19 protein-coding genes are annotated in these 22,057 nt (G+C 73.0%); 13 read left to right on the plus strand and 6 right to left on the minus strand.

The features are described 5' to 3' along the window. Positions 1–30 precede the first annotated feature (30 nt). A complete protein-coding gene (locus CHF16_RS30710; protein ID WP_179271772.1) occupies positions 31–3,561 on the plus strand; it encodes an nSTAND1 domain-containing NTPase in 3,531 nt (1,176 codons plus the stop codon). 66 nt (positions 3,562–3,627) lie between these two features. On the opposite strand, the gene CHF16_RS30715 is transcribed toward CHF16_RS30710, so the two are convergent. After that, positions 3,628–5,787 carry a terpene synthase family protein gene (locus CHF16_RS30715; protein ID WP_089329649.1) on the minus strand — a complete coding sequence of 720 codons (2,160 nt, stop codon included), beginning with the start codon at positions 5,785–5,787 and terminating at the stop codon, positions 3,628–3,630. A gap of 125 nt (positions 5,788–5,912) precedes the next feature. Here CHF16_RS30715 and CHF16_RS30720 point away from each other — a divergent pair, with 125 nt between their 5' ends. From CHF16_RS30720 to CHF16_RS30740, 5 genes are all read left to right on the plus strand, one after another. Next, a complete protein-coding gene (locus CHF16_RS30720; protein WP_089329650.1) occupies positions 5,913–6,287 on the plus strand; it encodes a phage holin family protein in 375 nt (124 codons plus the stop codon). 96 nt (positions 6,288–6,383) lie between these two features. Next, positions 6,384–6,926, plus strand: coding sequence for a 2Fe-2S iron-sulfur cluster-binding protein (locus CHF16_RS30725; RefSeq protein ID WP_245869567.1), 543 nt, complete (start codon positions 6,384–6,386; stop codon positions 6,924–6,926). Further along, positions 6,923–7,903 carry an FAD binding domain-containing protein gene (locus CHF16_RS30730; RefSeq protein WP_089329652.1) on the plus strand — a complete coding sequence of 327 codons (981 nt, stop codon included), beginning with the start codon at positions 6,923–6,925 and terminating at the stop codon, positions 7,901–7,903. The genes CHF16_RS30725 and CHF16_RS30730 overlap by 4 nt, the downstream gene beginning before the upstream one ends. Then, positions 7,900–10,005 carry a xanthine dehydrogenase family protein molybdopterin-binding subunit gene (locus tag CHF16_RS30735; protein ID WP_089329653.1) on the plus strand — a complete coding sequence of 702 codons (2,106 nt, stop codon included), beginning with the start codon at positions 7,900–7,902 and terminating at the stop codon, positions 10,003–10,005. The genes CHF16_RS30730 and CHF16_RS30735 overlap by 4 nt, the downstream gene beginning before the upstream one ends. Positions 10,006–10,105: 100 nt before the next feature. After that, complete coding sequence (locus CHF16_RS30740) at positions 10,106–11,818, plus strand: L-lactate permease (RefSeq protein WP_245869569.1); 1,713 nt, start codon at positions 10,106–10,108, stop codon at positions 11,816–11,818. 48 nt (positions 11,819–11,866) lie between these two features. Here the strand turns inward: CHF16_RS30740 and CHF16_RS30745 are convergent, their stop codons facing one another. Beyond that, positions 11,867–12,112 carry a DUF2630 family protein gene (locus tag CHF16_RS30745; RefSeq protein ID WP_089329654.1) on the minus strand — a complete coding sequence of 82 codons (246 nt, stop codon included), beginning with the start codon at positions 12,110–12,112 and terminating at the stop codon, positions 11,867–11,869. A gap of 85 nt (positions 12,113–12,197) precedes the next feature. Here CHF16_RS30745 and CHF16_RS30750 point away from each other — a divergent pair, with 85 nt between their 5' ends. The 4 genes from CHF16_RS30750 (at position 12,198) to CHF16_RS30765 (ending at position 15,971) form a co-directional block, all read left to right on the plus strand. Then, the gene (locus tag CHF16_RS30750; RefSeq protein WP_089329655.1) at positions 12,198–12,650 is read left to right on the plus strand and encodes an STAS domain-containing protein; all 453 of its coding nucleotides are present in this window, start codon (positions 12,198–12,200) and stop codon (positions 12,648–12,650) included. A gap of 250 nt (positions 12,651–12,900) precedes the next feature. Then, positions 12,901–13,746 carry an acetate uptake transporter family protein gene (locus tag CHF16_RS30755; protein WP_089329656.1) on the plus strand — a complete coding sequence of 282 codons (846 nt, stop codon included), beginning with the start codon at positions 12,901–12,903 and terminating at the stop codon, positions 13,744–13,746. Positions 13,747–13,833: 87 nt separating this feature from the next. Then, a complete protein-coding gene (locus CHF16_RS30760) occupies positions 13,834–14,031 on the plus strand; it encodes a hypothetical protein (protein WP_089329657.1) in 198 nt (65 codons plus the stop codon). A gap of 176 nt (positions 14,032–14,207) precedes the next feature. Next, a complete protein-coding gene (locus CHF16_RS30765; RefSeq protein WP_218826922.1) occupies positions 14,208–15,971 on the plus strand; it encodes a hydroxysqualene dehydroxylase in 1,764 nt (587 codons plus the stop codon). A gap of 34 nt (positions 15,972–16,005) precedes the next feature. On the opposite strand, the gene CHF16_RS30770 is transcribed toward CHF16_RS30765, so the two are convergent. Next, entirely contained in the window at positions 16,006–17,289 is a 1,284-nt protein-coding gene (locus CHF16_RS30770; RefSeq protein WP_245869571.1) for a PucR family transcriptional regulator, read from the minus strand. Between the two features lie 96 nt (positions 17,290–17,385). Between CHF16_RS30770 and CHF16_RS30775 the strand changes: the two genes are divergently transcribed. The 3 genes from CHF16_RS30775 to CHF16_RS30785 all read left to right on the plus strand — a co-directional run bounded on the left by CHF16_RS30775 (position 17,386) and on the right by CHF16_RS30785 (position 20,254). Beyond that, a complete protein-coding gene (locus CHF16_RS30775) occupies positions 17,386–18,231 on the plus strand; it encodes an SGNH/GDSL hydrolase family protein (protein WP_218826923.1) in 846 nt (281 codons plus the stop codon). Between the two features lie 154 nt (positions 18,232–18,385). Continuing rightward, positions 18,386–19,198 (plus strand): maleylpyruvate isomerase family mycothiol-dependent enzyme, encoded by an 813-nt coding sequence (locus CHF16_RS30780; RefSeq protein ID WP_089329659.1) that lies wholly within the window; start codon positions 18,386–18,388, stop codon positions 19,196–19,198. Positions 19,199–19,360: 162 nt separating this feature from the next. Continuing rightward, positions 19,361–20,254: an MHYT domain-containing protein gene (locus CHF16_RS30785; protein ID WP_089329660.1), complete on the plus strand. Its 894-nt coding sequence runs from the start codon at positions 19,361–19,363 to the stop codon at positions 20,252–20,254. Positions 20,255–20,387: 133 nt separating this feature from the next. On the opposite strand, the gene CHF16_RS40535 is transcribed toward CHF16_RS30785, so the two are convergent. The 3 genes from CHF16_RS40535 to CHF16_RS30795 all read right to left on the minus strand — a co-directional run bounded on the left by CHF16_RS40535 (position 20,388) and on the right by CHF16_RS30795 (position 22,020). Then, positions 20,388–20,540, minus strand: coding sequence for a hypothetical protein (locus CHF16_RS40535; RefSeq protein WP_179271773.1), 153 nt, complete (start codon positions 20,538–20,540; stop codon positions 20,388–20,390). Between the two features lie 116 nt (positions 20,541–20,656). After that, positions 20,657–21,148: a nuclear transport factor 2 family protein gene (locus CHF16_RS30790; RefSeq protein WP_089329661.1), complete on the minus strand. Its 492-nt coding sequence runs from the start codon at positions 21,146–21,148 to the stop codon at positions 20,657–20,659. Beyond that, positions 21,145–22,020, minus strand: a complete 876-nt coding sequence (locus CHF16_RS30795; RefSeq protein ID WP_089329662.1) for a TIGR03619 family F420-dependent LLM class oxidoreductase — start codon at positions 22,018–22,020, stop codon at positions 21,145–21,147. The genes CHF16_RS30790 and CHF16_RS30795 overlap by 4 nt, the downstream gene beginning before the upstream one ends. Positions 22,021–22,057 lie beyond the last annotated feature (37 nt).

Here is a 22,057-nt window from a genome sequence, read left to right on the forward strand (position 1 = left end):
CAGCGGGGTCCAGTGTTTCCCGGATACCTGATGATCCTGCTGGTGGCGCTGCTGGGCCTGGCCCTGCAGGTCTCCCCGCAGACCACCCACGCGGTGCAGGAGTGGGCGCTGCCGGTCATCGTGCTGTGCATGCTGCTGATCCCGCTCGTCCTGGCCTGGGAGAAGGCGCAGGAGCGGCGGGCCCTCGCGCGCCCGGTGTGGCAGGCCGACCGGTCGCCCTACCCGGGTCTTGACGCGTTCACCGAGGAGGACGACGGCGTCTTCTTCGGCCGCGACGCGGAGGTCCACGAGCTGCTGGAGCGGCTGCGGCCGGGCGGCGCGGCCCGGCCCGGCGGCACGGTGCGGGCCGTCGCGGTGACCGGGCCGTCCGGGGTCGGGAAGTCGTCGCTGCTGCACGCCGGGGTGCTGCCCCGGCTCCGGCAGCAGCGGGGATGGATCGTGCTGCCGCCGCTGACCCCCGAGGACGACCCGTTCCGGTGCCTCGGCTACGCGCTCGCGGACGCGGCCGGCGCGCTCGGCGACGCCGAGCGGATCGCCGCGGACCTGCGCGACCGCCCCGGTGACCTGCGCCGCCACCTCGACGCGCTGCGCCGCGGCCGGCGGAGCCGGTCGCTGCTGGTCACGGTCGACCAGGCCGAGGAGCTGCTGACCCTCACCGACCCGGAGCGGAGCCGCGCGTTCCTCGGGATGCTGCGGGACGCGCTCGACGCCGACCCGAGGCTGTGGGTCGTGCTGGTGTTCCGCGCCGAGTTCCTCACCCCGTTCCTGAGCGGCGAGCACGCCGTGCTGTTCCGGCATCCGTTCACGGTGACTGCGCTCGACCGGGCGGCGCTGCGGACGGTGATCCGGGAGCCGGCGGAGCGGGCGGGCATCGCGTTCGAGCCGCCGGAGCTGGTCGCGCAGATGGCCGACGACACCGGCGACGGGACGGCGCTCCCGCTGCTCGCCTACCTGCTGCACGAGCTGTACCTGCGGGTCGGGCGGGACGGCACCATCACCGCCGAGCACTACCGCCGGACGGGCGGCGTCGACGGCGCCCTGACCCGCCGCGCCGACCGGGTGATGCGCGAGCTGGAGGCGCTGGAGCCGGCGCCGCCGGTGCTGGAGACGCTGCTGCGGTTCGTGCGGTTCACCGAGGGGCGGCCGACGCGCCGCCGGGTGCGCGCGGGCGAGCTGGACGCCGCGGGCCGCCTGGTCGTGGACGCGTTCGTCCGGGAGCGGCTGTGCACCAGCGGCGAGGACGGCGACCAGGCCGTCTTCGACGTCTCGCACGAGGCGCTGTTCTCGGCGTGGGCGCCGCTGCGGCAGACGATCGCGCTGCACGCCGAGACGCTGCGCCGCCTCGCCGACCTCGCGCAGTGGGCCGCCGAGTGGGACCGCTACGGCCGCCAGGAGGCGTACCTGCTGCGCGGCGAGCGGCTCGCGGCGGCGCGCAAGTGGCTCGCCGAGGCCGAGGGGCTCGCCGCCGCCGAGCCGCTGGTCACCGAGTTCGTGGAGATCTCGCACCGGTCCGACGGGGTCGCGATGCGGCGGCTCGCCGACTCGATCGCCCGGCAGGCGCTCACCGGGTTCCGCACCGACCCCGAGCACAGCCTGCTGCTCGCGCTGGCCGCGCACGAGGAGTGCGCGCCGACGCCGCTGGCCCGCCGGGCGCTGTCGGCGGCGCTCGCGGTGTCGCGGGTGCGGGGCGTGCTGCGCGGCCACGAGGACCGGGTCTGGGCGGTGGCGTGGTCGCCGGACGGCGCCCGGGTCGCGACGGCGTCCTCGGACCGGACGATCCGCGTGTGGGACGCGGCGGGCGGCGAGGTCGCGGTGCTGCGCGGGCACGAGGCCCCGGTCGTCGGCATCGCGTGGTCCCCGGACGGGCAGCGGCTCGCGTCCGCGTCCGACGACGGAACGGTCCGGGTCTGGGACACGGCCGCCCGCACCCGGGTCGCGCTGCTGCGCGGTCACGGCGACATGGTGTGGGGCGTGGCCTGGTCGCCGGACGGCACCCGGCTCGCCTCCGCTTCCCGCGACGGCGACGTCCGCGTCTGGGACCCGGCGGACGGCACCGCCACGGCCACGCTCAGCGGCCACGACGGCTGGGTCCGCGACGTGGCGTGGTCGCCGGACGGGACGCGGCTGGCCAGCGCGTCCGACGACCGCACCATCCGGATCTGGGACGTCGCCGAGGGCCGGGAGGCCGCCGTGCTGGCGGGCCACGAGGACACCGTCCGCACGGCCGTCTGGTCACCCGACGGCGCCCGCATCGCCAGCGGTTCCTACGACCGCACGGCGCGCGTGTGGGACGTGGCGACCGGCGCGTCCGGGCCGGTGCTGACCGGGCACGCCGACATCGTCTGGTCCGTCGCGTGGTCGCCGGACGGCGCGCGGCTCGCCACCGCGTCCCACGACCGGACGATCCGGCTGTGGTCCAGCGCCGAGGGCACCGAGCTGGCGGTGTTCCGCGGGCACGCCGAGGCGCTGCGCGCGGTGGCGTGGTCGCCGGACGGCGCCCGCCTCGCGACCGCCTCCAACGACCGCACCGTCCGGTTCTGGGACGCCGAGCGCGCCGCCGAGGTCGCGGTGATGCGCGGGCACCGGCGCGCGGTGTCGGCGGTCGACTGGTCTTCGGGCGGGATCGCGTCCGCCTCGCACGACGGCACCGTCCGGATCTGGGATGCGGCCGGAACGGGAGGTGCCGGTACGGGAGGCGGCCCGCGGGTGCTGAGCGGGCACGGCGACGAGGTGTGGGACGTGGCGTGGTCGCCGGACGGCACCCGCCTCGCGACGGCGTCCCGCGACCGCACCGTCCGCGTGTGGGCGGCGGACGGCGCCGAGGAGCACGTGCTCGACGGGCACGCGGACTGGGTGCGCGCGGTGGCGTGGTCGCCCGACGGCACCCGGCTGGCCAGCGCGTCCGACGACCGGACCGTACGGGTGCAGGCGCCGGACGGCTCCGCGCCCCTCGTACTGACCGGCCACGAGGACACCGTGCGCGCCGTCTCCTGGTCGCCCGACGGCGAGCGGATCGCCACCGGGTCGCAGGACGGAGCGGTCCTGGTCTGGGAGGCGCGGACCGGCCTGCGGGTCACCGCGCTGACCGTGCCGCAGGGCGCCGTCCGGGCCGTGGCGTGGTCGCCGGACGGCGCGCACATCGCCGCCCTCTCCGGCGACCGCGCGGTACGGGTGTGGAACGCGGCGGAGGGCGCGGAGGTGGCGGTGCTGTCCGGCCACGACGGCTGGCTGTGGTCGGTGGCGTGGTCGCCGGACGGCCGGGTGCTGGCGACCGCGTCCGCCGACCGGACCGTCCGGCTCTGGGACGCGGTGGACGGCCGGGAGCTGTCGGTCGCGGCCGTCCACGACGACGAGATCTGGGACGTGGCGTGGTCGTCCGACGGCGCCCGCGTCGCGACCGCCTCCGGCGACCGGACGGTCCGGGTCTGGGAGGTCGTCACCGACGGCGCGGCGCTCGTCGAGCGGGCCCGGACGCGCGTGTTCCGGCGCCTGACGCCCGACGAGCGCCACACCCTCATGATCCCGGCGCCGCGCCCCGCCCCCGAGCCCGCCGACGCCTGAACCGGGCGGCCGCGCCGGTCGCGGGGCGGGTCACATTGCTGAGCACGGGGCCGGTCACGGGGCCGGTCACGGGGACACGGGGTTCCCGAGGCCGCCCCGGCTGAACAGGTAGAACGCCGACGTACCGATGCCCCCCGGCTTCGGCAGGACCGGGCCGCGCTCGTCGTAGCGGTCGGTCTCGCGGTGCCACTTGAGGATGCCGGCCATCCAGTCGCGGAGCTCGCCGACGTAGGCGTCCAGGGACGCGCGGGCCGTGGCGTCCAGGTCGAGGTCGTCGGCGAGCGCCGGGAGCTCGTGGGCGACCAGGTGCTCGAACTGGCGGCGCCGGGACGTGATGAGGTCGTTGACGATCGGCAGCGCCTCGTCGCGCCCGCAGCCGAAGAAGTTCTCGATGGCGAGGACGCCGTTGTTCAGCTCGCCCTCGTACTCGATCTCCTTCTGGTAGGAGAAGCAGTCGTTCAGCAGGCAGGCGACGTCCATCACCGACACGTCGATCTCGCGGAGGGTGCGGCTGGCGAACACCTCGGGCGGGATCTCGTGGGAGTGGTCGATCCGGCACAGCGCCATCGTCATCTCCGACCCGAACGTGTGCCGCCGCATCTCGACGTAGTCGACCGGGTCGGGGATGCGGGACTGGAGGTGGTTGTTCAGCTCCCAGACCCAGCTCTCCACCATGTGCTCGACGGCGGCGCGGAACTCGCGGCGGCCCCGGTCGTCCATGGGCAGGGCGGTGCGCGGCCACAGGTCGGCGAGGGCGGCCTCGAAGGCGTTCTCCGGCGGGGGAGTGGAGCCGCAGTCCAGCGGCATGAAGCTCGCGGCGCGGGCGTTGAACAGCTTCGCCCCGGCCATGTCGCGGTCGCGGTTGTAGATGGCGGGGAAGAAGTCGTCGCCGTAGGTGCCGAACGCCAGCCACTGGGTGGCGAGGTCGAGTCCCTCGGCGCTCGCGTCCGGGTTCAGCGACGCCGCGCAGACCTCCAGCGCCATCCCGGTGAGCCGCTCGGCGGACCACACCGAGACCGGCAGCCGCGGATGGGGCGAGAACATGCCCATCTCGCGGGCCCACGTGACGACGTTGCGCCCGGCGGCCTCGCGGTGCGGGTTCACGCGCGGCGGGTACGGGATGTCGAAGTCCGGCAGCGGCGTCGGCCCGACCTTCTGGAACGGGACGTGCGGCAGGCTGATCCGCGCCGACTTCAGCAGCGCCGGGATGCGCGCCGCCGACATCCCCAGCGACTTCTTGTTCATGTAGCGGCTGGAGCGCATGTGCCACTCCTGGCCGCCGGACTGCCAGTCCTGGAGGGCCTTGACGTAGGCGGCCACGCTCGCCTGCTCGGCCGGGTCGAGCGCGTGGTCGGCGACGATGTGCGGCAGCTCGGTGAGCGCGGTGTTCTCGAACTGCCGGAGCCGCGAGGTGAGCAGGTCGTTCACCGTGTTCGCGGCGATCTGCGGCGCGACGCCGAGGAACCGCTCCATCACCAGCACGCAGTTGTTGACCTCGCCCTCGGACTCGGTCTCGCGCTGGTAGGAGAAGATGTCGTTGCGCAGGTGGACGCCGTCGGAGAAGGTGTCCTTCAGCACGCGGAGCGGCCGCGTCCCGACGACGCGTTCGGGGATCTCGACCCCGGCGGCGTGCTCGGCGAGGTCGGCCGACCAGGGCGCGCCGCCCACCTTGCGCCGCATCTCGATGTACTCGACCGGGTTCGGGACGCGCCCGGTGCTGATGTTGGACAGCTCCCACAGCGACTCGCGCAGCAGGTTCACGGTGCTCACCGAGAAGCGCTCGCGCCAGGCGTCGGACTTGGCCGGGACGGTCCGCGCCCACAGGTCGGCCAGGCCGCGCTCGACGGCGTTCGTCGCCTCGGGCGGATCGAGCGACATGAACAGCGGCAGGCGGTCGAGGTAGGCGCGCGCGCCCTCCTGGTCCTGGGTCTTCTTGAACACTTCGAGGAAGTGGTCGTCGAAGTAGAACACCCAGACGTACCAGTCGGTGATGAGGTCGAGCTCGGGGCCGTCGCAGTCGGGATGGGTGTAGGCGCACAGGAGCGCGTAGTCCATCGCCTCGAGCGCCGGCTCGTCCCAGATGTCGGGGGTGCCGGGGTCCCGGTCGTCGTCCAGCATCTTCATCTCGCGGGCCCACCGCATCGTGTGCTTCCGCGCGCCCTCCAGGTGCGGGTTCAGCCGGGCGGGATACGGGACGTAGAAGTCGGGCAGCTCGAACGGTTGCATCGACCGGCCTCTCTGTCGGCTCCGGGGCGTGGTCCGGCTAGGAAACCTAGTGCAATCACCAAGTGACCGAGGGTGACACTTTGCTCTCCGGAATTCTTCGCCCTTCCGCGGGTAAGCCGGAGGTCATGACGGAGTCGAGCGAACCCGCGGAGGTCGGCGGCTCGCTGGAGCAGAACCTGGAGCTCGCCCGGCGGGTGGTCGACGCCGCGCAGCGGGAGATGGCGGAGAAGGCGCGGCGGCGCGTCCCGGCGGTGCGGCTCGGGGCCGTGGCCGGCGCCTTCGGGGTGCTCGCGACCGCCGCGACCTACCGGATGAACGTGCTGCTGCTGGAGAAGAAGCTGCCGCCCGAGCTGGCGTCGTTCGTCGCGGCGGCGGTGTACGGCGGCGGGGCGGGCGCGGCGGCGTTCGCCGCGTCCCGCAAGTGGCGGGGGCTGCCGCCGCCGCTGCCGTCCGACACGGCCCGGCAGGTGGTGGAGATACTCTCCGACTCCGGCGATTGACGGTAGGGATCGACGGTAGGGATTGACACGGTAGGGGGCGTCCGCGGGCCCGGCGGGGCGCGACTCACCCCGGCGGTTCCGGGTAGGGGCCGCAGCATGGACACGCCAATGCACGCCGACATCACCCTGGTCGTGAACGGCACGGAGCACCGGCTGACCGTCGACACCCGCGCGTCCCTGCTGGACGTCCTGCGGGAAGACCTCGGGTTGACGGGGTCCAAGAAGGGCTGCGACCACGGCCAGTGCGGCGCCTGCACGATCCTGCTGGACGGCCGCCGGGCGAACGGGTGCCTGGCGCTGGCCGTGGCCCACGACGGGGCCGACATCGTCACGGTCGAGGGGCTCGAAGAGGACGGGCGGCTGAGCCCCGTCCAGGAAGCCTTCATCGAGCAGGACGCCTTCCAGTGCGGGTACTGCACGCCGGGGCAGCTCTGCTCGGCCACGGCCGTCCTCGCGGAGGCCGAACGCGGCTGGCCCAGTGCCGTGACCGGGGACCTGGGGTCCGATCCCGTCCTGGACGACGACGAGCTCCGCGAGCGGATGAGCGGCAACCTGTGCCGGTGCGGCGCCTACGCGCACATCGTCGCCGCGGTGCGGCAGGCCGCCGCCGCTAGGGCGAGGGAGGCGGCGCAGACATGAGGCCCTTCACCTACGAGCGCGCCACCAGCGCCGAGGACGCCCTGGAACGGCACAACGGCGGAGCCGTCTACTTGGGCGGCGGGACCAACCTCGTGGATCTGATGCGTCTCGGCGTCGAGGAGCCGGGCCGGGTCGTGGACGTCGCGCACCTGCCGTACGGCGAGGTCGAGCTGCGCCCGGACGGGAGCCTCGTCATCGGCGCGGCGGTGAGCAACAGCGACCTCGCCGCCGACCCGACCGTCCGGGAAGGGCACCAGGTGCTGGCGCAGGCCGTCCTCATGGGGGCGTCCGGGCAGATCCGCAATCTGGCCACCGTCGGCGGCAACCTCCTTCAGCGCACGCGGTGCTCGTACTTCCAGGACACGGCCAAGCCGTGCAACAAGCGGAACCCGGGGAGCGGGTGCCCGGCCAGGGAAGGCGAGCACCACAACCTGGCGATCCTGGGGCACTCCCCGGCATGCGTGGCGACGCACCCGTCCGACATGGCGGTGGCACTGGCCGCGCTGAACGCGTCCATACGCATCAGGGGGCGCGCGGGGGAGCGGACCATCCCCATCGAAGACCTCCACCGGCTACCCGGTGACGAACCGCAGCGTGACACCACCCTGGAGGACGGCGACCTCATCACCGCCATAGAAGTTCCCGCGCTCGGTATGCCGTCGCGGTACCGCAAGGTCCGGGAGCGCGCGTCGTTCGCGTTCGCGCTCGTCTCCATAGCGGCGGCCCTGGACGTGCGGGACGGCCTCGTGCACGACGTCCGGCTGGCCCTGGGCGGCGTCGCCCACAAACCCTGGCGGGCCTGGCGCGCCGAGGAGGCGCTGCGCGGCGCCGAGGCGACCGAGGAGGCGTTCCAGCGCGCCGCCGAGGCGGAACTGGAGGCCGCGGAGCCGCTGCGCGACAACGGCTACAAGGTGCCGCTCGCCCGCAACCTCATCGTCCGGACGCTGGCGGAACTCGCGGGAACGGGGGAATCATGACCGAGCGCTTGGAGAGCCGCGAGAAGGTCACCGGACGTGCACGGTACGCGTTCGAGTACCAGATCGAGAACGTCGCCTACGCCTCGGCCGTGCAGGCGAGCGTGGGCAAGGGCGAGGTCAGGTCGGTCGACACCGAGGCCGCGCTGCGGATGCCCGGTGTCATCGCCGTCCTGTCCTGCGAGAACGCCCCGGCGCTCAGTGACACCTCCGATGGCGAACTGGCCCTGTTCCAGTCGCGGACCGTCGCCTACCGGGGCCAGTTCGTCGCGGCGGTGGTCGGCGAGACCCTCGAAACGGCGCGGGAGGCGGCCCGCCTGGTCAAGGTCGAGTACGCGGAAGAGCGACCCGACTTCACGCTCCGCACCGACCACCCCGGCCTCTACAAGCCGGACAAGGTGAACCCCGCGTTCCCCACCGACACCGAGCAAGGCGACCCCGAGGACGCGTTCGGCAGGTCGGCCGTCCGTGTGGACGTCACCTACAGGACCCCGGCCGAGCACAACAACCCGATGGAGCCGCACACCACGCTCGCCCAGTGGAACGACGACGGCTCCCTCACCCTCTACGACTCCACGCAGGGCGCGTCGGCCGTGCAGGCCACCATCGCGAAGATATTCGGCCTGGAGCCGTCCCAGGTGCGCGTGGTGTCGCCTCACGTGGGCGGCGGATTCGGCTCCAAAGGGCAGCCCAGACCGAGCGTGGTGCTCGCGGCGATGTGCGCGCGCGCCGCAGGGCGTCCCGTGAAGTTCGCCGTCCCCAGGCAGCAGATGTTCGCCACGACCGGCTACCGCACGCCGACCATCCAGCGGATGCGGCTCGGCTGCGACGAGAACGGCCGGCTGAACGCCGTCCTGCACGACGTGTTCGAGCAGACCTCCACGCTCCGCGAGTTCGCCGAGCAGACCGCCACGCCCACCCGCGTCATGTACCGGGCACCGCATCGCCGCACGTCCCACCGCGTGGTGCGCCTGGACGTGCCCACACCGTCCTGGATGCGCGCCCCGGGCGAGACGCCCGGCATGTACGCGCTCGAATCGGCGATGGACGAGCTGGCCGTCGCCGCCGGCATCGACCCCGTCGAGCTGCGCGTCCGCAACGACACCGACCGCGAGCCCGACAGCGGCCTGCCGTTCAGCTCCCGCAACCTGGTCGCGTGCCTGCGGGAGGGCGCCGACCGGTTCGGCTGGGAGCACCGCGACCCCACCCCCGGCGTCCGCCGGGAGGGGCGCAAGCTGATCGGTACCGGCGTCGCCGCGGCCACCTATCCCGCCTACCTGCGGCCCAACCGGGCGACGGCGCGCGCTGAGCCCGACGGGACGTTCACCGTCCGGATCGCCGCCGCCGACATCGGCACCGGCGCCCGCACCGCCCTCTCGCTGATCGCCGCCGAGACGCTCAAGTCCGACCTCGACCACGTCAGGGTCGAGATCGGCGACAGCTCGTTCCCGCGCGCGTCGGTCGCGGGCGGCTCGGCCGGGACGGCGAGCTGGGGGACGGCCGTCGTGCGCGCGTGTGAGGCCCTGCGAGGGAAGCTCAACGGCGTGGTTTCCGGGGGGAGTGGGGGGTCGTCCCCCCACACAGGGCACGGCGAAGTGCCGCCTGAGGGGTTGGAGGCGTCCGTGGACACCAGCGAGGAGGTCGACGGGCGGGACGAGTACGCGCGGCACGCGTTCGGCGCGCAGTTCGCCGAGGTCGAGGTGGACGCCGACACCGGCGAGACCCGCGTGCGGCGCATGCTCGGCGTGTTCGCCGCCGGGCGGATCATCAACCCGACGACCGCCCGCTCCCAGTTCATCGGCGGCATGACGATGGGCATCGGCATGGCGCTGATGGAGGAGAGCGTCATGGACCCCGAGTTCGGCGACTACCTCAACCGGGACCTCGCCCAGTACCACGTCCCGGCCTGCGCGGACGTGCGCGACATCGAGGCGGTGTGGCTGGAGGAGTCCGACCCGCACCTGAACCCGATGGGCGCCAAGGGCATCGGCGAGATCGGGATCGTGGGCGCCGCCGCGGCCGTCGGCAACGCCGTCCACCACGCGACCGGCATCCGCGTCCGCGACCTGCCCGTCACCCCGCCGAAACTGCTCCACCACCTCTGAACCCTTTCACCACCTGACTTCACCGGCTCTGACTTCACCGGCTCTGACCGGCGGGGAAGGCCCTGACCGGGCTTGACCAGTTGAAAAGTTCACTATCAAGGTGATCTACGTCACGCTGCTGGGTATCGATCATCTGCTCGGGGGCGCTCCCTACCGCGAGGTGGTCGCCGTGTACCAGCAGGTCCTCGATCCCGTCGCCGACTCGCTCGGCTGGAGTTCACTGGTCGCCGCGCTGCCGCTCGCCGTGCTGTTCGTCCTGCTCGGCGGCGTCCGCATGCGCGCGTGGCTCGCGTCCCTCATCGCGCTGGCCGTCTCCCTGGCCGTCGCGATCTGGGCCTACGGCATGCCCGCCGGCCAGGCGCTCCTGGCCGGCACCGAGGGCGCCGCGTTCGGCTTCTATCCGATCCTGTGGATCGTCATCAACGCGCTCTGGGTCTACAACATCACCGTCACCACCGGGCACTTCGACGTGCTCCGCCGCTCGTTCGCGCAGGTCAGCGACGACCACCGGCTCCAGGCCGTGCTGATCGCGTTCTCCTTCGGCGCGCTGCTGGAGGCCCTCGCGGGCTTCGGCACGCCGGTCGCGGTCACCTCCGTCATGCTGATCGCGCTCGGCTTCCAGCCGATCAAGGCCGCCGTCCTCGCCCTCACCGCGAACACCGCCCCGGTCGCGTTCGGCGCGATGGCGACGCCGATCCTCACCCTCGGCAAGGTCACGGGGGAGTCCAGCGACACGCTCGGCGCCATGGTCGGGCGGCAGACCCCGATCCTCGCGGTGTTCGTCCCGCTCGTGCTCGTCGCCATCGTGGACGGGCGGCGCGGCCTGCGGGAGACCTGGCCGACCGCGCTGCTGTGCGGCGCCGCGTTCGGGCTCGCGCAGTACGTCACCGCCAACTTCATCTCGGTGCCGCTCGCCGACGTGGTCGCGTCCCTGGTCTCGGCCGCCGCGGTCGTGCTCGCCGTGCGGCTGCGCCCGCGGCCGGCGGCCCGGCCCGCCCCGGTCGCCGGCGGCGCCGCCGACGAGCCCACCCCCGAGTTCGCCGCCCGCGTCGAGAAGGGCGGCGAGCCGGACTCGCGCGCCGAGGTCGCCCGCGCCTACGCCCCCTACGCGATCATCATCGCGGTTTTCGTGATCTGCCAGATCGACCAGGTCAAGGAGCAGCTCGACAAGGCCACCCGGACGTTCTCGTGGCCCGGCCTGGACCTCACCGGCCCGACCGGGAAGCCGCTCACCCTGCCGACCTTCACGTTCAACTACCTGACGACGCCCGGCACGCAGATGCTCGTCGCCGGGCTGATCACCATGGCCGCGCTCGGTGTCGGCCTCGGCAAGGCCCTGCGCGCCTACTGGACGACGCTCGTCCAGCTCAAGTGGGCGATCATCACGGTGATGGCGGTGCTGGCGCTGGCGTTCGTGATGAACGCGTCCGGGCAGACCGTCACGCTCGGTACCTGGATGGCCGGGGCGGGCGGCGCGTTCGCGCTGCTGTCGCCGGTCCTCGGCTGGCTCGGCACGGCGGTGACGGGGTCGGACACCTCGTCCAACTCGCTGTTCGGCGCGCTCCAGGTGACGGCGGCGAACAAGGCGGACCTGTCGCCGGTGCTGATGGCCGCGACCAACAGCTCCGGCGGCGTCCTCGGCAAGATGGTGTCGCCGCAGAACCTCGCCATCGCGGCGGCCGCCGTGGGCCTGGACGGCCGCGAGGGCGACATCTTCCGCCGCGTCGTGCTGTGGAGCCTGCTGTTCCTCGCCGGGATGTGCCTGCTGTCGGGCCTCCAGTCGACCGGCGTGCTCGCCTGGATGGTCCCGTGATCCGGCACCGCTGATCCGGCACCGCTGATCAGGTCCCCCGGATCCGGGCTACTGCAGGTAGCCCTCGACCTCTCCGGCGGGGCGGACCCCGGCGTCGTCCGGGTTCTGCCCCGCCGCGAGCCGGGCCCGGCGCTGGCGCAGCAGGTCCCAGCACTGGTCGAGCGCGACCTCCAGCCGCCGCAGCCGGTCCTGCGCCTCGGCGCCGCTCGTCTCGCCCCGCTCGTGCGCCTCACGCAGGCCGTGCTCCTCCTCGATGAACTCGTTGATACGTTCCAGAATGGCCTTCTCGTCCATGAAATCCGCCCGGTTGGGTTCATAACGTGCCGACAGGTGAGAGCCTGACATACACGGGGCCGCGCACGGTAGCGGCGCCCCGTCCATGGGCGAGGTGCGCAACGACATGACGATCTGGCGGATCAGCGGCGGCGACGGCGGGCCCGGCTCCGGGGAGCACCCGGCTCCCCGGCCCGGCGAGGCGCCCCGCTGCGACGTCGTCGAACTCGACACGCCGCTCCTGCACATCGCCTCCGCCTCGTCCTCGCCCTGGCTCCGGATGGCCGGCGAGATCGACGTCTCCAACGCGCCGGACGTCGGCGCCGCCCTGCACGCCGCCCAGGCGCGCGTGCCGGGCGACCTCCACGTCGACCTGGCCGCGGTCGCCTTCATGGACGTTGCCGGTCTGCGCGCTTTCAACCTCGCGGCCCGGGATCTGCACGAGCACGGGCGCATGCTCGTCCTGCACGCGGTCCCGGCGCACCTCGACCGGCTGTTCAGGCTGATCGGCTGGGACGCGACTCCGGGCCTGGCGATCCACTGCCGCCCCCGCGGCTGACCCTGGCCCCGTCCGGCGCACCGCCCTCCGGAGACGCGCGGCCCCCCTCCGGCACGTGGCCCTCCGCCGCCGCTAGGGCCGCCCCGCGACGCGCCAGAAGGTCAACCAGACACCATGCCCGCGTCGAGATCCGGTAAACGTGGCGCCATCCGCCCGGCTTATCCCTTCTATCCCGCTTCGTGGCAGTTTGACTGCTCAAACCACGGTTAGGAGGGGTTCTACAGCTCTCCGATTCCGGAGGAGGGATCTCATGGCAAGGCGAAGAGAGCACGGGCAATCGCCGATGTCCGGCGAGCGCTCCGCACCACCGACGCCCGCCCAGGACGCCGCCGCCCCCGCTCCGGGCGCCGCCTCGGCGGCACCGGGCCGGGGGGCCAACGAGCCGGGCGAGCACGCGCTCTGGGAGGACCGGACGCGGGTGATGCTCCAGCCCATCGCGGCTCCGTCCATCCTCGGGCTGTTCGGCCTCGCCGGCGCGACCATGATGGTGGGCGCCTGGCAGGCGGGCTGGTACGGCACCGCCGCCACCCCGCTGATCCTGTGGCCGTTCGTGCTGCTGTTCGGCGGCCTCGCCCAGTTCCTCGCGGGGCTGTGGGGCTACCGCGCCCGGGACGGTCTCGCGACCGCCATGCACTGCATGTGGGGCGCGTTCTGGATCGCCTGGGGCCTGCTGTTCGGGCTGGTCAGCATCGGCGCCGCGCCGGTGGCACTCGCACCAGTGCTCGGCACGGCCAGTCAAGGCTTCGCGTTCTGGTTCATCGCCCTGGCGGTGATCACCGGACTGGGGGCGCTGGCGGCGCTCGGTGAGAACATCGTGCTGGCGCTGCTGCTGGCATGCCTGGCCGTGGGCTCGGGCTTCACGGCGGCCGGCTTCTGGACACCGTCCAACTGGGCGCTGGACGTCGGCGGCTGGCTGTTCGTCGCCACCGCGGTCATCTCGCTGTACGCGGCGGCCGCGCTGATGATGGAGAACACCTACGGCCGGACGATCCTGCCCACCGGCAAGTACCGCGCCGGCGGCAACATCCCGGGCGGTCGCGGCGTGCGGCCGCTGGAGTACCGGCACGGCGAACCGGGGGTGAAGATCGGCCAGTGAGTTCGCCGGTCACCGGCGTTTCGCCTTGACATTCCCGTTGCCTTATCCTGGGTCGATCTGGAAGGTTCGGCCCGGAGGGGGACGGGAATGTCATCGGCGGTCCGGCGGACGTGGCGACGCCTCGTCCAGACCTACATCACGCTCTGCGCGCGCGACGACGCCGCGAAGCACAGCTACACCGTTCCGAGCGGCGTGTGGTCGTGCGTTCGCTGCAACGAGCCGCATCTCGAGCTCGCCACGCTCAACCACCACCTCCGCACCGAGCACGGTGTGATCGCGGGCTGAGCCCCGCGCCCCGCGCCGGGTCCCACGATGGGCCCGGCTTGTTTCGGTCTGTCCTGTTTTGAGCGATTTTCTGGGTGGGGCAGATCCAGTGTGCCGTCTTTATTGGCAGTGTGCTAATAGCGTGTTACAAGTAACCCAGCACTTATTGGGTCGGGGGCCTGGCACGGGAGGTCACCGTGACGACACGCAGAAGGTTCCTCCGAGACGCGGGCGTGGTGGGCGCCGCCACCGCGGGCGCGATGGCCATGGGGCCGGTCCCCGCGAAGGCCGCCGCCGGGCGGCGGGTCGCCGTCCTCGGCGCCGGCGTGGCCGGTCTCACCGCGGCGCACGAGCTGATCGAGCGCGGCTTCGAGGTCGAGGTCTACGAGCGCACCGCCCTCGGCGGCAAGGCGCGCAGCATCTTCCCGCCGGGCACCGGCACGGGCGGCCGGCTCGACCTCCCCGGCGAGCACGGGTTCCGCTTCTTCCCCGGGTTCTACTTCAACCTCACCGACACCATGCGGCGCACGCCGTTCCCCGGGAACTCCAAGGGGACCTGGAACAACCTGGTCCGCGCCGACGCGTACATGATGTCGCGGCAGGGACGGCCCGACCTCACGATCCCGTTCCCGTTCCCGCTGCCCCCGGGGTCGCGGATCTACGACACCGCCAGCTTCCTCGCCACGATCACCTCCGGGCTCCAGACGATCGCCCGGCTGTCGCTGACCGAGGCCGCGTTCGCCGCGGAGAAGCTCCTCGTCTACGTCACCAGCTGCGACGAGCGCAAGCTCGGCCAGTGGGAGAACATCACCTGGGCCGACTACATCCGCGCCGGCTGGTTCTCCGACGAGTACAACAAGTTCATCGCCGACGGCACGATCCGCAACCTCGCCGCCACCAAGTCCAAGGACGCGAGCACCCACTCGATCGCGATGGTCGGCGAGGCCACCGTGTGGAGCATCCTCGGGCTCGGCAACGAGCCCGGCGGGTCGGTCGACCGGGTGCTCAACGGCTCCTCGTCCGAGATGTGGCTCGACCCGTGGATCGCGCACCTGCGCGACCTCGGCGTCAAGTTCAACGTCGGGTACGAGGTCACCTCACTGGGCGTCTCGGGCGGGCGGATCACGTCCGCCGGAGTCAAGGGCAAGTCGCCGATCTCCGCCGACTGGTTCGTGGTCGCCATGCCCTGCGAGCGGGTCACCGGCCTGCTGAGCGACGCCGTGCTGAGCGCCGACCCGTCGCTGGCGGGGATCAAGGGGCTGCGCACCGACTGGATGACCGGCCTGCAGTTCTTCCTCAAGAAGAAGCTGCCGCTGGCCGCCGGCCACGTGAACTACGGCGACTCGTCGTGGGCGGTCACGTCCATCAGCCAGGAGCAGTTCTGGAAGCGGGACTTCTCCACCTACGGGGACGGCACCGTCCAGGACTGCCTGTCCTCGATCATCTCCGACTGGTTCACCCCGGGCACCTTCAACAGGAAGCGGGCGACCGACTGCCTGCCGAACGAGATCGCCGCGGAGACCTGGCGGCAGATCAAGGCCCACCTCAACGACACCGGGGTGCAGGTCACCGACGCCGACCTGCACTCCTGGTTCCTCGACCCGGCGATCGTCCCGAACGGCAAGGGCGGCGTCACCAACGACACCCCGCTGTTCATCCAGCAGCCGGGGTCGTGGAAGCTGCGCCCGAGCTCCAAGACGAAGATCCCGAACCTGTTCCTCGCGGGGGACTGGGTGAAGACGCCGATCAACGTCACCACGATGGAGGGCGCCAACCAGGGCGGCCGGCAGGCCGTCAACGCGCTGCTGGACGCGGCGGGCTCCAACGCGAGCCGGTGTGACGTCCACGAGCTCTACGAGCAGCCGCTCTGGACGCCGTTCAAGGCCAACGACAAGATCCGGTACGCGCTGGGGCTGCCGCACCAGTTCGACATCCTCGACCCGCGCTGGCCCCGGCGGTGAGCCCTCGGGCCGCGCCCCACTGGTGCGGGTCGCGCTAATACAGGGACCGGCGGGCGACCAGCGCCGCGTTCAGTAGCTGCAGTTCGCTCGGCCGGGCCGGGTCGAGCCCGGTCAGCGCGCTGATCCGGCGGACGCGGTAGGCCACCGTGTTCGGGTGGACGTGCAGCGCCGCGCCCGTCGCCCGCCGGTCCAGGTCGCACTCCAGGTACCGCTCCAGCGTGCGCAGCAGCTCCGGCTTGCGGTCGAGCGGCGCCAGCAGGGCGGCGAGCCCGGGGAGCGCGCCGCTCGGCCGGCTCAGCTGGTAGTCGAGCAGGACGTCCGCGAGCCGGTACAGGCCGGGCGGGCGGCCCGCCCGGCGGACCAGGTCCATCACCTCGGCGGTCCGCATGGCGGCGGCGGGGACCCCGGTGGGGCCGGTGATCTCCGCCGCCGCCGTGACGTCGGTGTCGGCGGCCTTCGCGGCCCGCGCCACCAGGTCGCGCAGGGCGTCCCAGCCGGCCGAGAACGGCAGCAGGGCCGTCCCGCCCGCGCTGTCCAGGGCGGTGAGCGCGGGCTCGTCGGCGACCTCGTCCAGCACCGTCCGGATCCGGCGGATCTTGCGCCGGGCCGCGATCCGGGCGCGCTGGCCCGGGCCCGCCTCGTCCGGGTGCGGCGCGAACGCCAGCGTCAGCACCGCGTAGCGGCGCGCCGGGCGGTGCCCGGCGGTGTCCCCGCCGAGCAGCGCCGTCATCAGCGCGTGCCGCCCGCCGTGCTCCTGGCTGTCGATGATCTGCCGGACCTCCAGGTAGGCCGAGCTGACCGCGGAGATCAGCAGCCGCTGGAAGTGCAGGAAGTAGCCGAGCGCCTCCTGGAGGTCGGGCAGGTCGGACGGCCGCGCCCCGGCGGTCAGCTCCTCCCAGGCCATCGCCGCGCCGATCTGGTAGGCGCTGAGGATGGCGTCCAGCGGCACCTCCTCCTCCGCCCGCTGCGCGGCCGAGTCGCGCTGCCCGCCGAACTCCTCCGGCACGGCGGGGCGGCGGCGCTCCAGCACGTCCGCGAACTGCCGGAGGCTGTGCTGGACGATCCCCGCGATGTCCCCGGCGACCTCCTCCTGCGGCAGCTCCGCGTAGACGGGCAGCTCGGCGAGCAGCCGCGCGACGACGCGCCGGGTCAGCCGCGGGGTGCGGGCCCGCAGATGCGCCGCCATCGGCCGCCCCGCCACGCACAGCGCCGTGCCGTCCCGCGCCGTGCCGTCCCGCGCCGTGCCGTCCCGCGCCGTGCCGTCCCGCGTCGTGCCGTCCCGGGCCGTGCCGCCCCGCGTCGTGTTGTCCCGCGTCACAACGGCTCCCGCAAGAGTCTGTTTTCACGCCAATTGAACGGACTGTCCAGATTCTGGACGATCACGGCGACATCGTCCATGACGCCGGGAGTTGGCATGAAGCGTCTGTTGCACGGCATGGTCGGCGCGCTCGTCATCGCGGGCACGGCCCTCGTCGCATCCCCCGCCCAGGCGGCCGCGGTGGAGTACGTCGCCCTGGGCGACTCGATGGCCTCGGGGCCGCTCATCCCCGACATCACCGGCCCGATCGGGTGCGGGCGGTCCACCCACAACTACCCGCACGAGCTCGCCAGGGCGCTGGGCGCGAACCTCCGCGACGTCACCTGCAGCGGCGCGAAGAGCAGGCACATGACCGAGTCGCAGAGCACGAGCGTCGCGGGCGTAGACACCGGCACCGTCCCGCCCCAGTTCGACGCGCTGACGGCCTCCACCACCCTTGTCACCCTCACCATCGGTGGCAACGACGTCGGCCTGGTCGGCGTCGCCCAGGACTGCATCAACCTCGACCCCACCGCCACCCCCTGCAAGGGCGAGTTCGAGGCCGAGGTCGCGCAGCGCACGCAGGACCTGGGCCCGCGCCTCAGCGCCGTCCTGGACGGCATCCGCGCCCGCTCCCCGCAGGCCCGGATCGTCGTGACCGGCTACGGCCTCTACATCAAGCCGAACGGCTGCTGGCCCCTCCAGCCCGTCCTGCCGACCGACGCCAACTTCCTCCAGGGCGCCGTCAACGCCATGAACGATGTCATCCGCACTCAGGCGAACGCCCACGGCGCGACCTACATCGACCTGGTCACGCCCAGCGTCGGCCACGACGGGTGCCAGTCCGCGTCCAAGCGGTGGGTGGAGGGCTACGTCCCCCTCAACCCGGCCGCCCCGCTCCACCCGAACGCCAGGGGTGAGGCCGCCTACGCCTCCATCATCGGCAACGCCCTCAACGCCTGACTCGGAACGTCCGGCCGGCCAGGTCCCTCCCTGGCCGGCCGTTCGCGTTCACCGGCCGGGGCGGTCTCCGCCAGGGGGTGAACGCCCGCTGTGCCATCATCGTCGCGAGGTTCGCCGCCCGGCCGCGGGGCCCGGCGGCCGATGGAGGGCCGACATGAACGACGCGATCACGAACGACGCGATGCGGGCCAACACCGCCGCCTACGAGCAGACGATCCGCTCCTCCCTCGCGCTGGCCGCGACGCTCGGCGACGACGACTGGGACCGCCCCACCGACTGCCCCGGCTGGACGGTCAAGGACCAGTTCTCCCACATGGTCGGCGTCGAGCTGAGCCTGCTCGGCGAACCCGCGCCCGAGATCGAGGTCCCCGAGTTCGAGCACGTCCACGGCGACTTCGCCCGGGTCCTGGAGGCACAGGTCCACGTGCGGCGCCCGGTGCCGGGCCCGGCCGTGGCGGAGGAGCTGGCGGACGCCCTCGACCGCCGCCTGGCCGAGCTGCCGTCGAAGGACCCCGACCGCATCGTCATGTGCCCGGACGGCCAGGAGGGCCCGTACTCCCGCTTCATGGAGTTCCGGGCCATGGACTGCTGGACGCACGAGCAGGACGTCCGCCGCGCGACCGGCCGTCCCGGCAACCTCGACGCCCCGGCGGCGCGCTGCTTCTGGGACCTGCTCAGCGCCGCCCTGCCGTTCCTGCTCGCCCGCCGCGCGAAGGCGGCGCCGGGGGAGTCCGTCGCGCTCGCGATCTCCGGGCCGCCCGACTTCCAGGTGGCCGTCGAGGTCGGCGCGGACGGCCGCGGCGCCTGGGCGTCGCCCGACTCGCCCACCGCCGAGCTGGCCATGGACTGGGAGAGCTACGTCCGGCTGACGGCGGGACGCTGCGCCCCCGGCGACGCCTCCGTGACCGTCTCGGGAGACCGCGACCTGGCCGCCCGCGTGCTGGCCGTCATGGCCGTCACCCCCTGACGCCCCTCTGGACGCGGCCCCCGCGGGCGCTTCCCCCCAGGCCCCCCGCGCGTCCGGCTTCGGCCGGAATCCCGCTCGGTTTTTCGCCGGGAGCCCTGTGATCTCCGCTGGTCAGCGTGCCATGATGCGACGATCATCATTTGGAACGTTCCGGGGGGTTTCATGACGGAGGTCCACCACTTCTCCTACGGCCTGGTCACACCCGTGGCCGCCTATCTCATGTCCTTCGTCGGCTCGCTGCTCGGGCTGCTGTGCACCGCGCGGGCGCGGGCCACGACCGGCCGCTCGCGGGCGTCGTGGCTCGGCCTGGCGGCGCTGGCGATCGGCGGCACCGGGATCTGGGTCATGCACTTCATCGCGATGCTCGGCTTCAGCATCCCGAACACCGAGATCCGCTACGACGTGCCGCTCACCCTGCTGAGCTGCGCCACCGCGATCGTGGTCGTCGCGATCGGGCTGTTCATCGTCGGCTTCGCGGGGGACGGCGTGCCCGCGATCGTCACGGGCGGCGTGCTCACCGGCATCGGCGTCGCGAGCATGCACTACACCGGCATGACGGCGATGAAGATGGGCGGCGAGATCGGCTACCAGCCCGCCCTGGTCGCGCTGTCGGTGGTGATCGCACTGGTCGCGGCCACGGCGGCGCTGTGGTTCGCGCTCAAGGTCCGCGGCCTGCTGCCGACCGCCGGCGCCGCGCTGATCATGGGCGTGGCGGTGACCGGCATGCACTACACCGGCATGGCCGCCATGCGCGTCACGCTGCACGAGCACGCGCACGGCGCCCCCTCGGGCGGCGTCGAGCCGACCGACTTCCTGCTCCCGCTCGTCGGCGGCGTCGGCGCGGTCGCGACGATCCTGCTGGTGATCATCGCGATGGCGCCCAGCGAGGACGAGATGCGCGTCGAGGCCCAGCTCCAGGAGCGCCTGGCGGCCCGCCGCGACCGCCCGCAGCCGTCCGCCCCCGCGAGCCCCGGCGGGCCCACCGGTTCCGCGGACGCCGCCGGGCGGGGCCGCACCGCCGGCGAATGGTTCGGCGGCGGCACCCCCCGCCCCTGACCCGGCCGCGGGCTCAGCCGAGGAGCCCGAGGTACTGCGCGAGGCGTCCCTGGACCTGGGTGAGCAGCTCCTCGTCCAGGACGCCCGTGCGGTCCTCCAGAGCGCTTTTCATGAGCGGCCACGTAGGCCGGCATCACTCTTCCAGCAGGCGACGAGTCGCCTCGGCGCGACGCTCGGAGAAGCTCTCCATCTCATCGGCGAGATCGTCGACGCCGCCCAGCTCGTCCTCGGGAAGGGGATTGCGCGCCGCCCACTCGCGGATCACCTCTCCCAGTATGTCGAACATATGTTCGATTGACCTCAAGTATAGCTCAGGCGCCTCTTCGGCAATGCTCCCTTGTGTGAACGACTCGCTACTTTAAGTTACTCCCCTTGCTTTCGCAAACCCGCGAGGCCGACCGGTCAGCGGTGGCGGACGGCGGTCGGGAAGTGGGAGGCGAGGAGGTCGGGGGACTCCTCGCGCCCGTCCAGGACGCGGTTGGTGCGCTTGACGGCGCGCCAGCCGCGGTCGGTGCGGCGCAGCCGCCAGTGGTTGGCGGTGGCTCGGCGCAGCACGAACCCGTCCCGGTTGACGATCATCAGGGTGTAGCCGACGGCGGTGGCCTCGTCGCCGTCCACGGTGACGTGCGGCGGGCCGACGAAGTGGGCGCAGCCGCCGGAGATCCAGCGCTGGTGGTTGCCGGACCGGACCATCGCCTCGATCTCGGCCGCGCCCGCCATGAAGATCTCGTCGACGTCGTAGACGCCGTCCTCCTCCCACAGGGCGGCGACGTCGGCGGCGCAGCCGCTGTCGACGAGCGGGCCGTAGGACAGGATCAGCCGGGTGATCTCCCGCTCGTCCTCCAGCGCGCGCAGGCGGTCCTCCAGGGCGGCCAGGCGGTCCTCGACGGTCACAGCTTCTCCTCGAAGGTCAGCCCGTAGGCGCCGGACAGCTCGCGCAGGGCGGCGAGCTGCTCGCAGTAGTGGTCGGCGGACGACGACGCGAACTTGACGCCCGCGATGGTGGCGCCCGCCTCGCGGAGGCGGGCCAGGGCGGTCCCGGCGGCGTCCGGGTCGCCCAGCGGGTCGAGCAGGCGGGACGGGGCCAGCACCACGTCGAACCCGGGCGGGACGTCGGCGTCGGCGAGCATCGACGCGAGCGTCCGCAGCGGCAGCCCGAACGGGACCCAGCCGTCGGCGGTCAGGGCGCGGCGCAGGGAGCGCCCCGACCGGCCGCCGATCCACAGCGGCATCCGCTCCTGGACGGCGTGCGGCTCCACGACCATGCCCTCGAAGTCGTAGTGAGGGCCGTGGTACTCGGGGACGCGCCGCCCGAGGGCGGCCCGGAGCGCGGCGAGGGCGTCGTCTGCGCGCGCGCCGCGACCCTCGAAGGGCGCGCCCAGCAGGTCGAACTCCTCCTCCAGGCTGCCGACGCCGAGCCCGAGCACGAGCCGACCGCCGCTCACCCGGTCGAGCGTCCCGTACCGCTTGGCGATGGCCAGCGGGTGGTGGTAGCCGAGCACCAGGACCTGGGTGGCGAGCCGGATCCGGGACGTCCGGGCGGCGAGGTAGCCGAACGTGGCCAGCGGGTCCCAGTAGACGCCGCCGCGCTGCTCGGCCGCCTCCGCCGGGACGGCGACGTGCTCGCTGCAGGTGACGTGGTGGTACCCGAGGCGGTCGGCCGCCTCCGCGATCCGGGCGATCTCCTCGATCCCCGCGTCCCGCTCCCACGCGGCGTTGCCGGGCGGCGGCTGCGCCACCACCGGCGTGACGATACCGACACGCATCGTTGCTCCCCTCCACGGCAGGAAAACGTTCTATCAC

The sequence above is a fragment of the Actinomadura meyerae genome (genome assembly GCF_900188445.1).
Classification (GTDB): domain Bacteria; phylum Actinomycetota; class Actinomycetes; order Streptosporangiales; family Streptosporangiaceae; genus Spirillospora; species Spirillospora meyerae.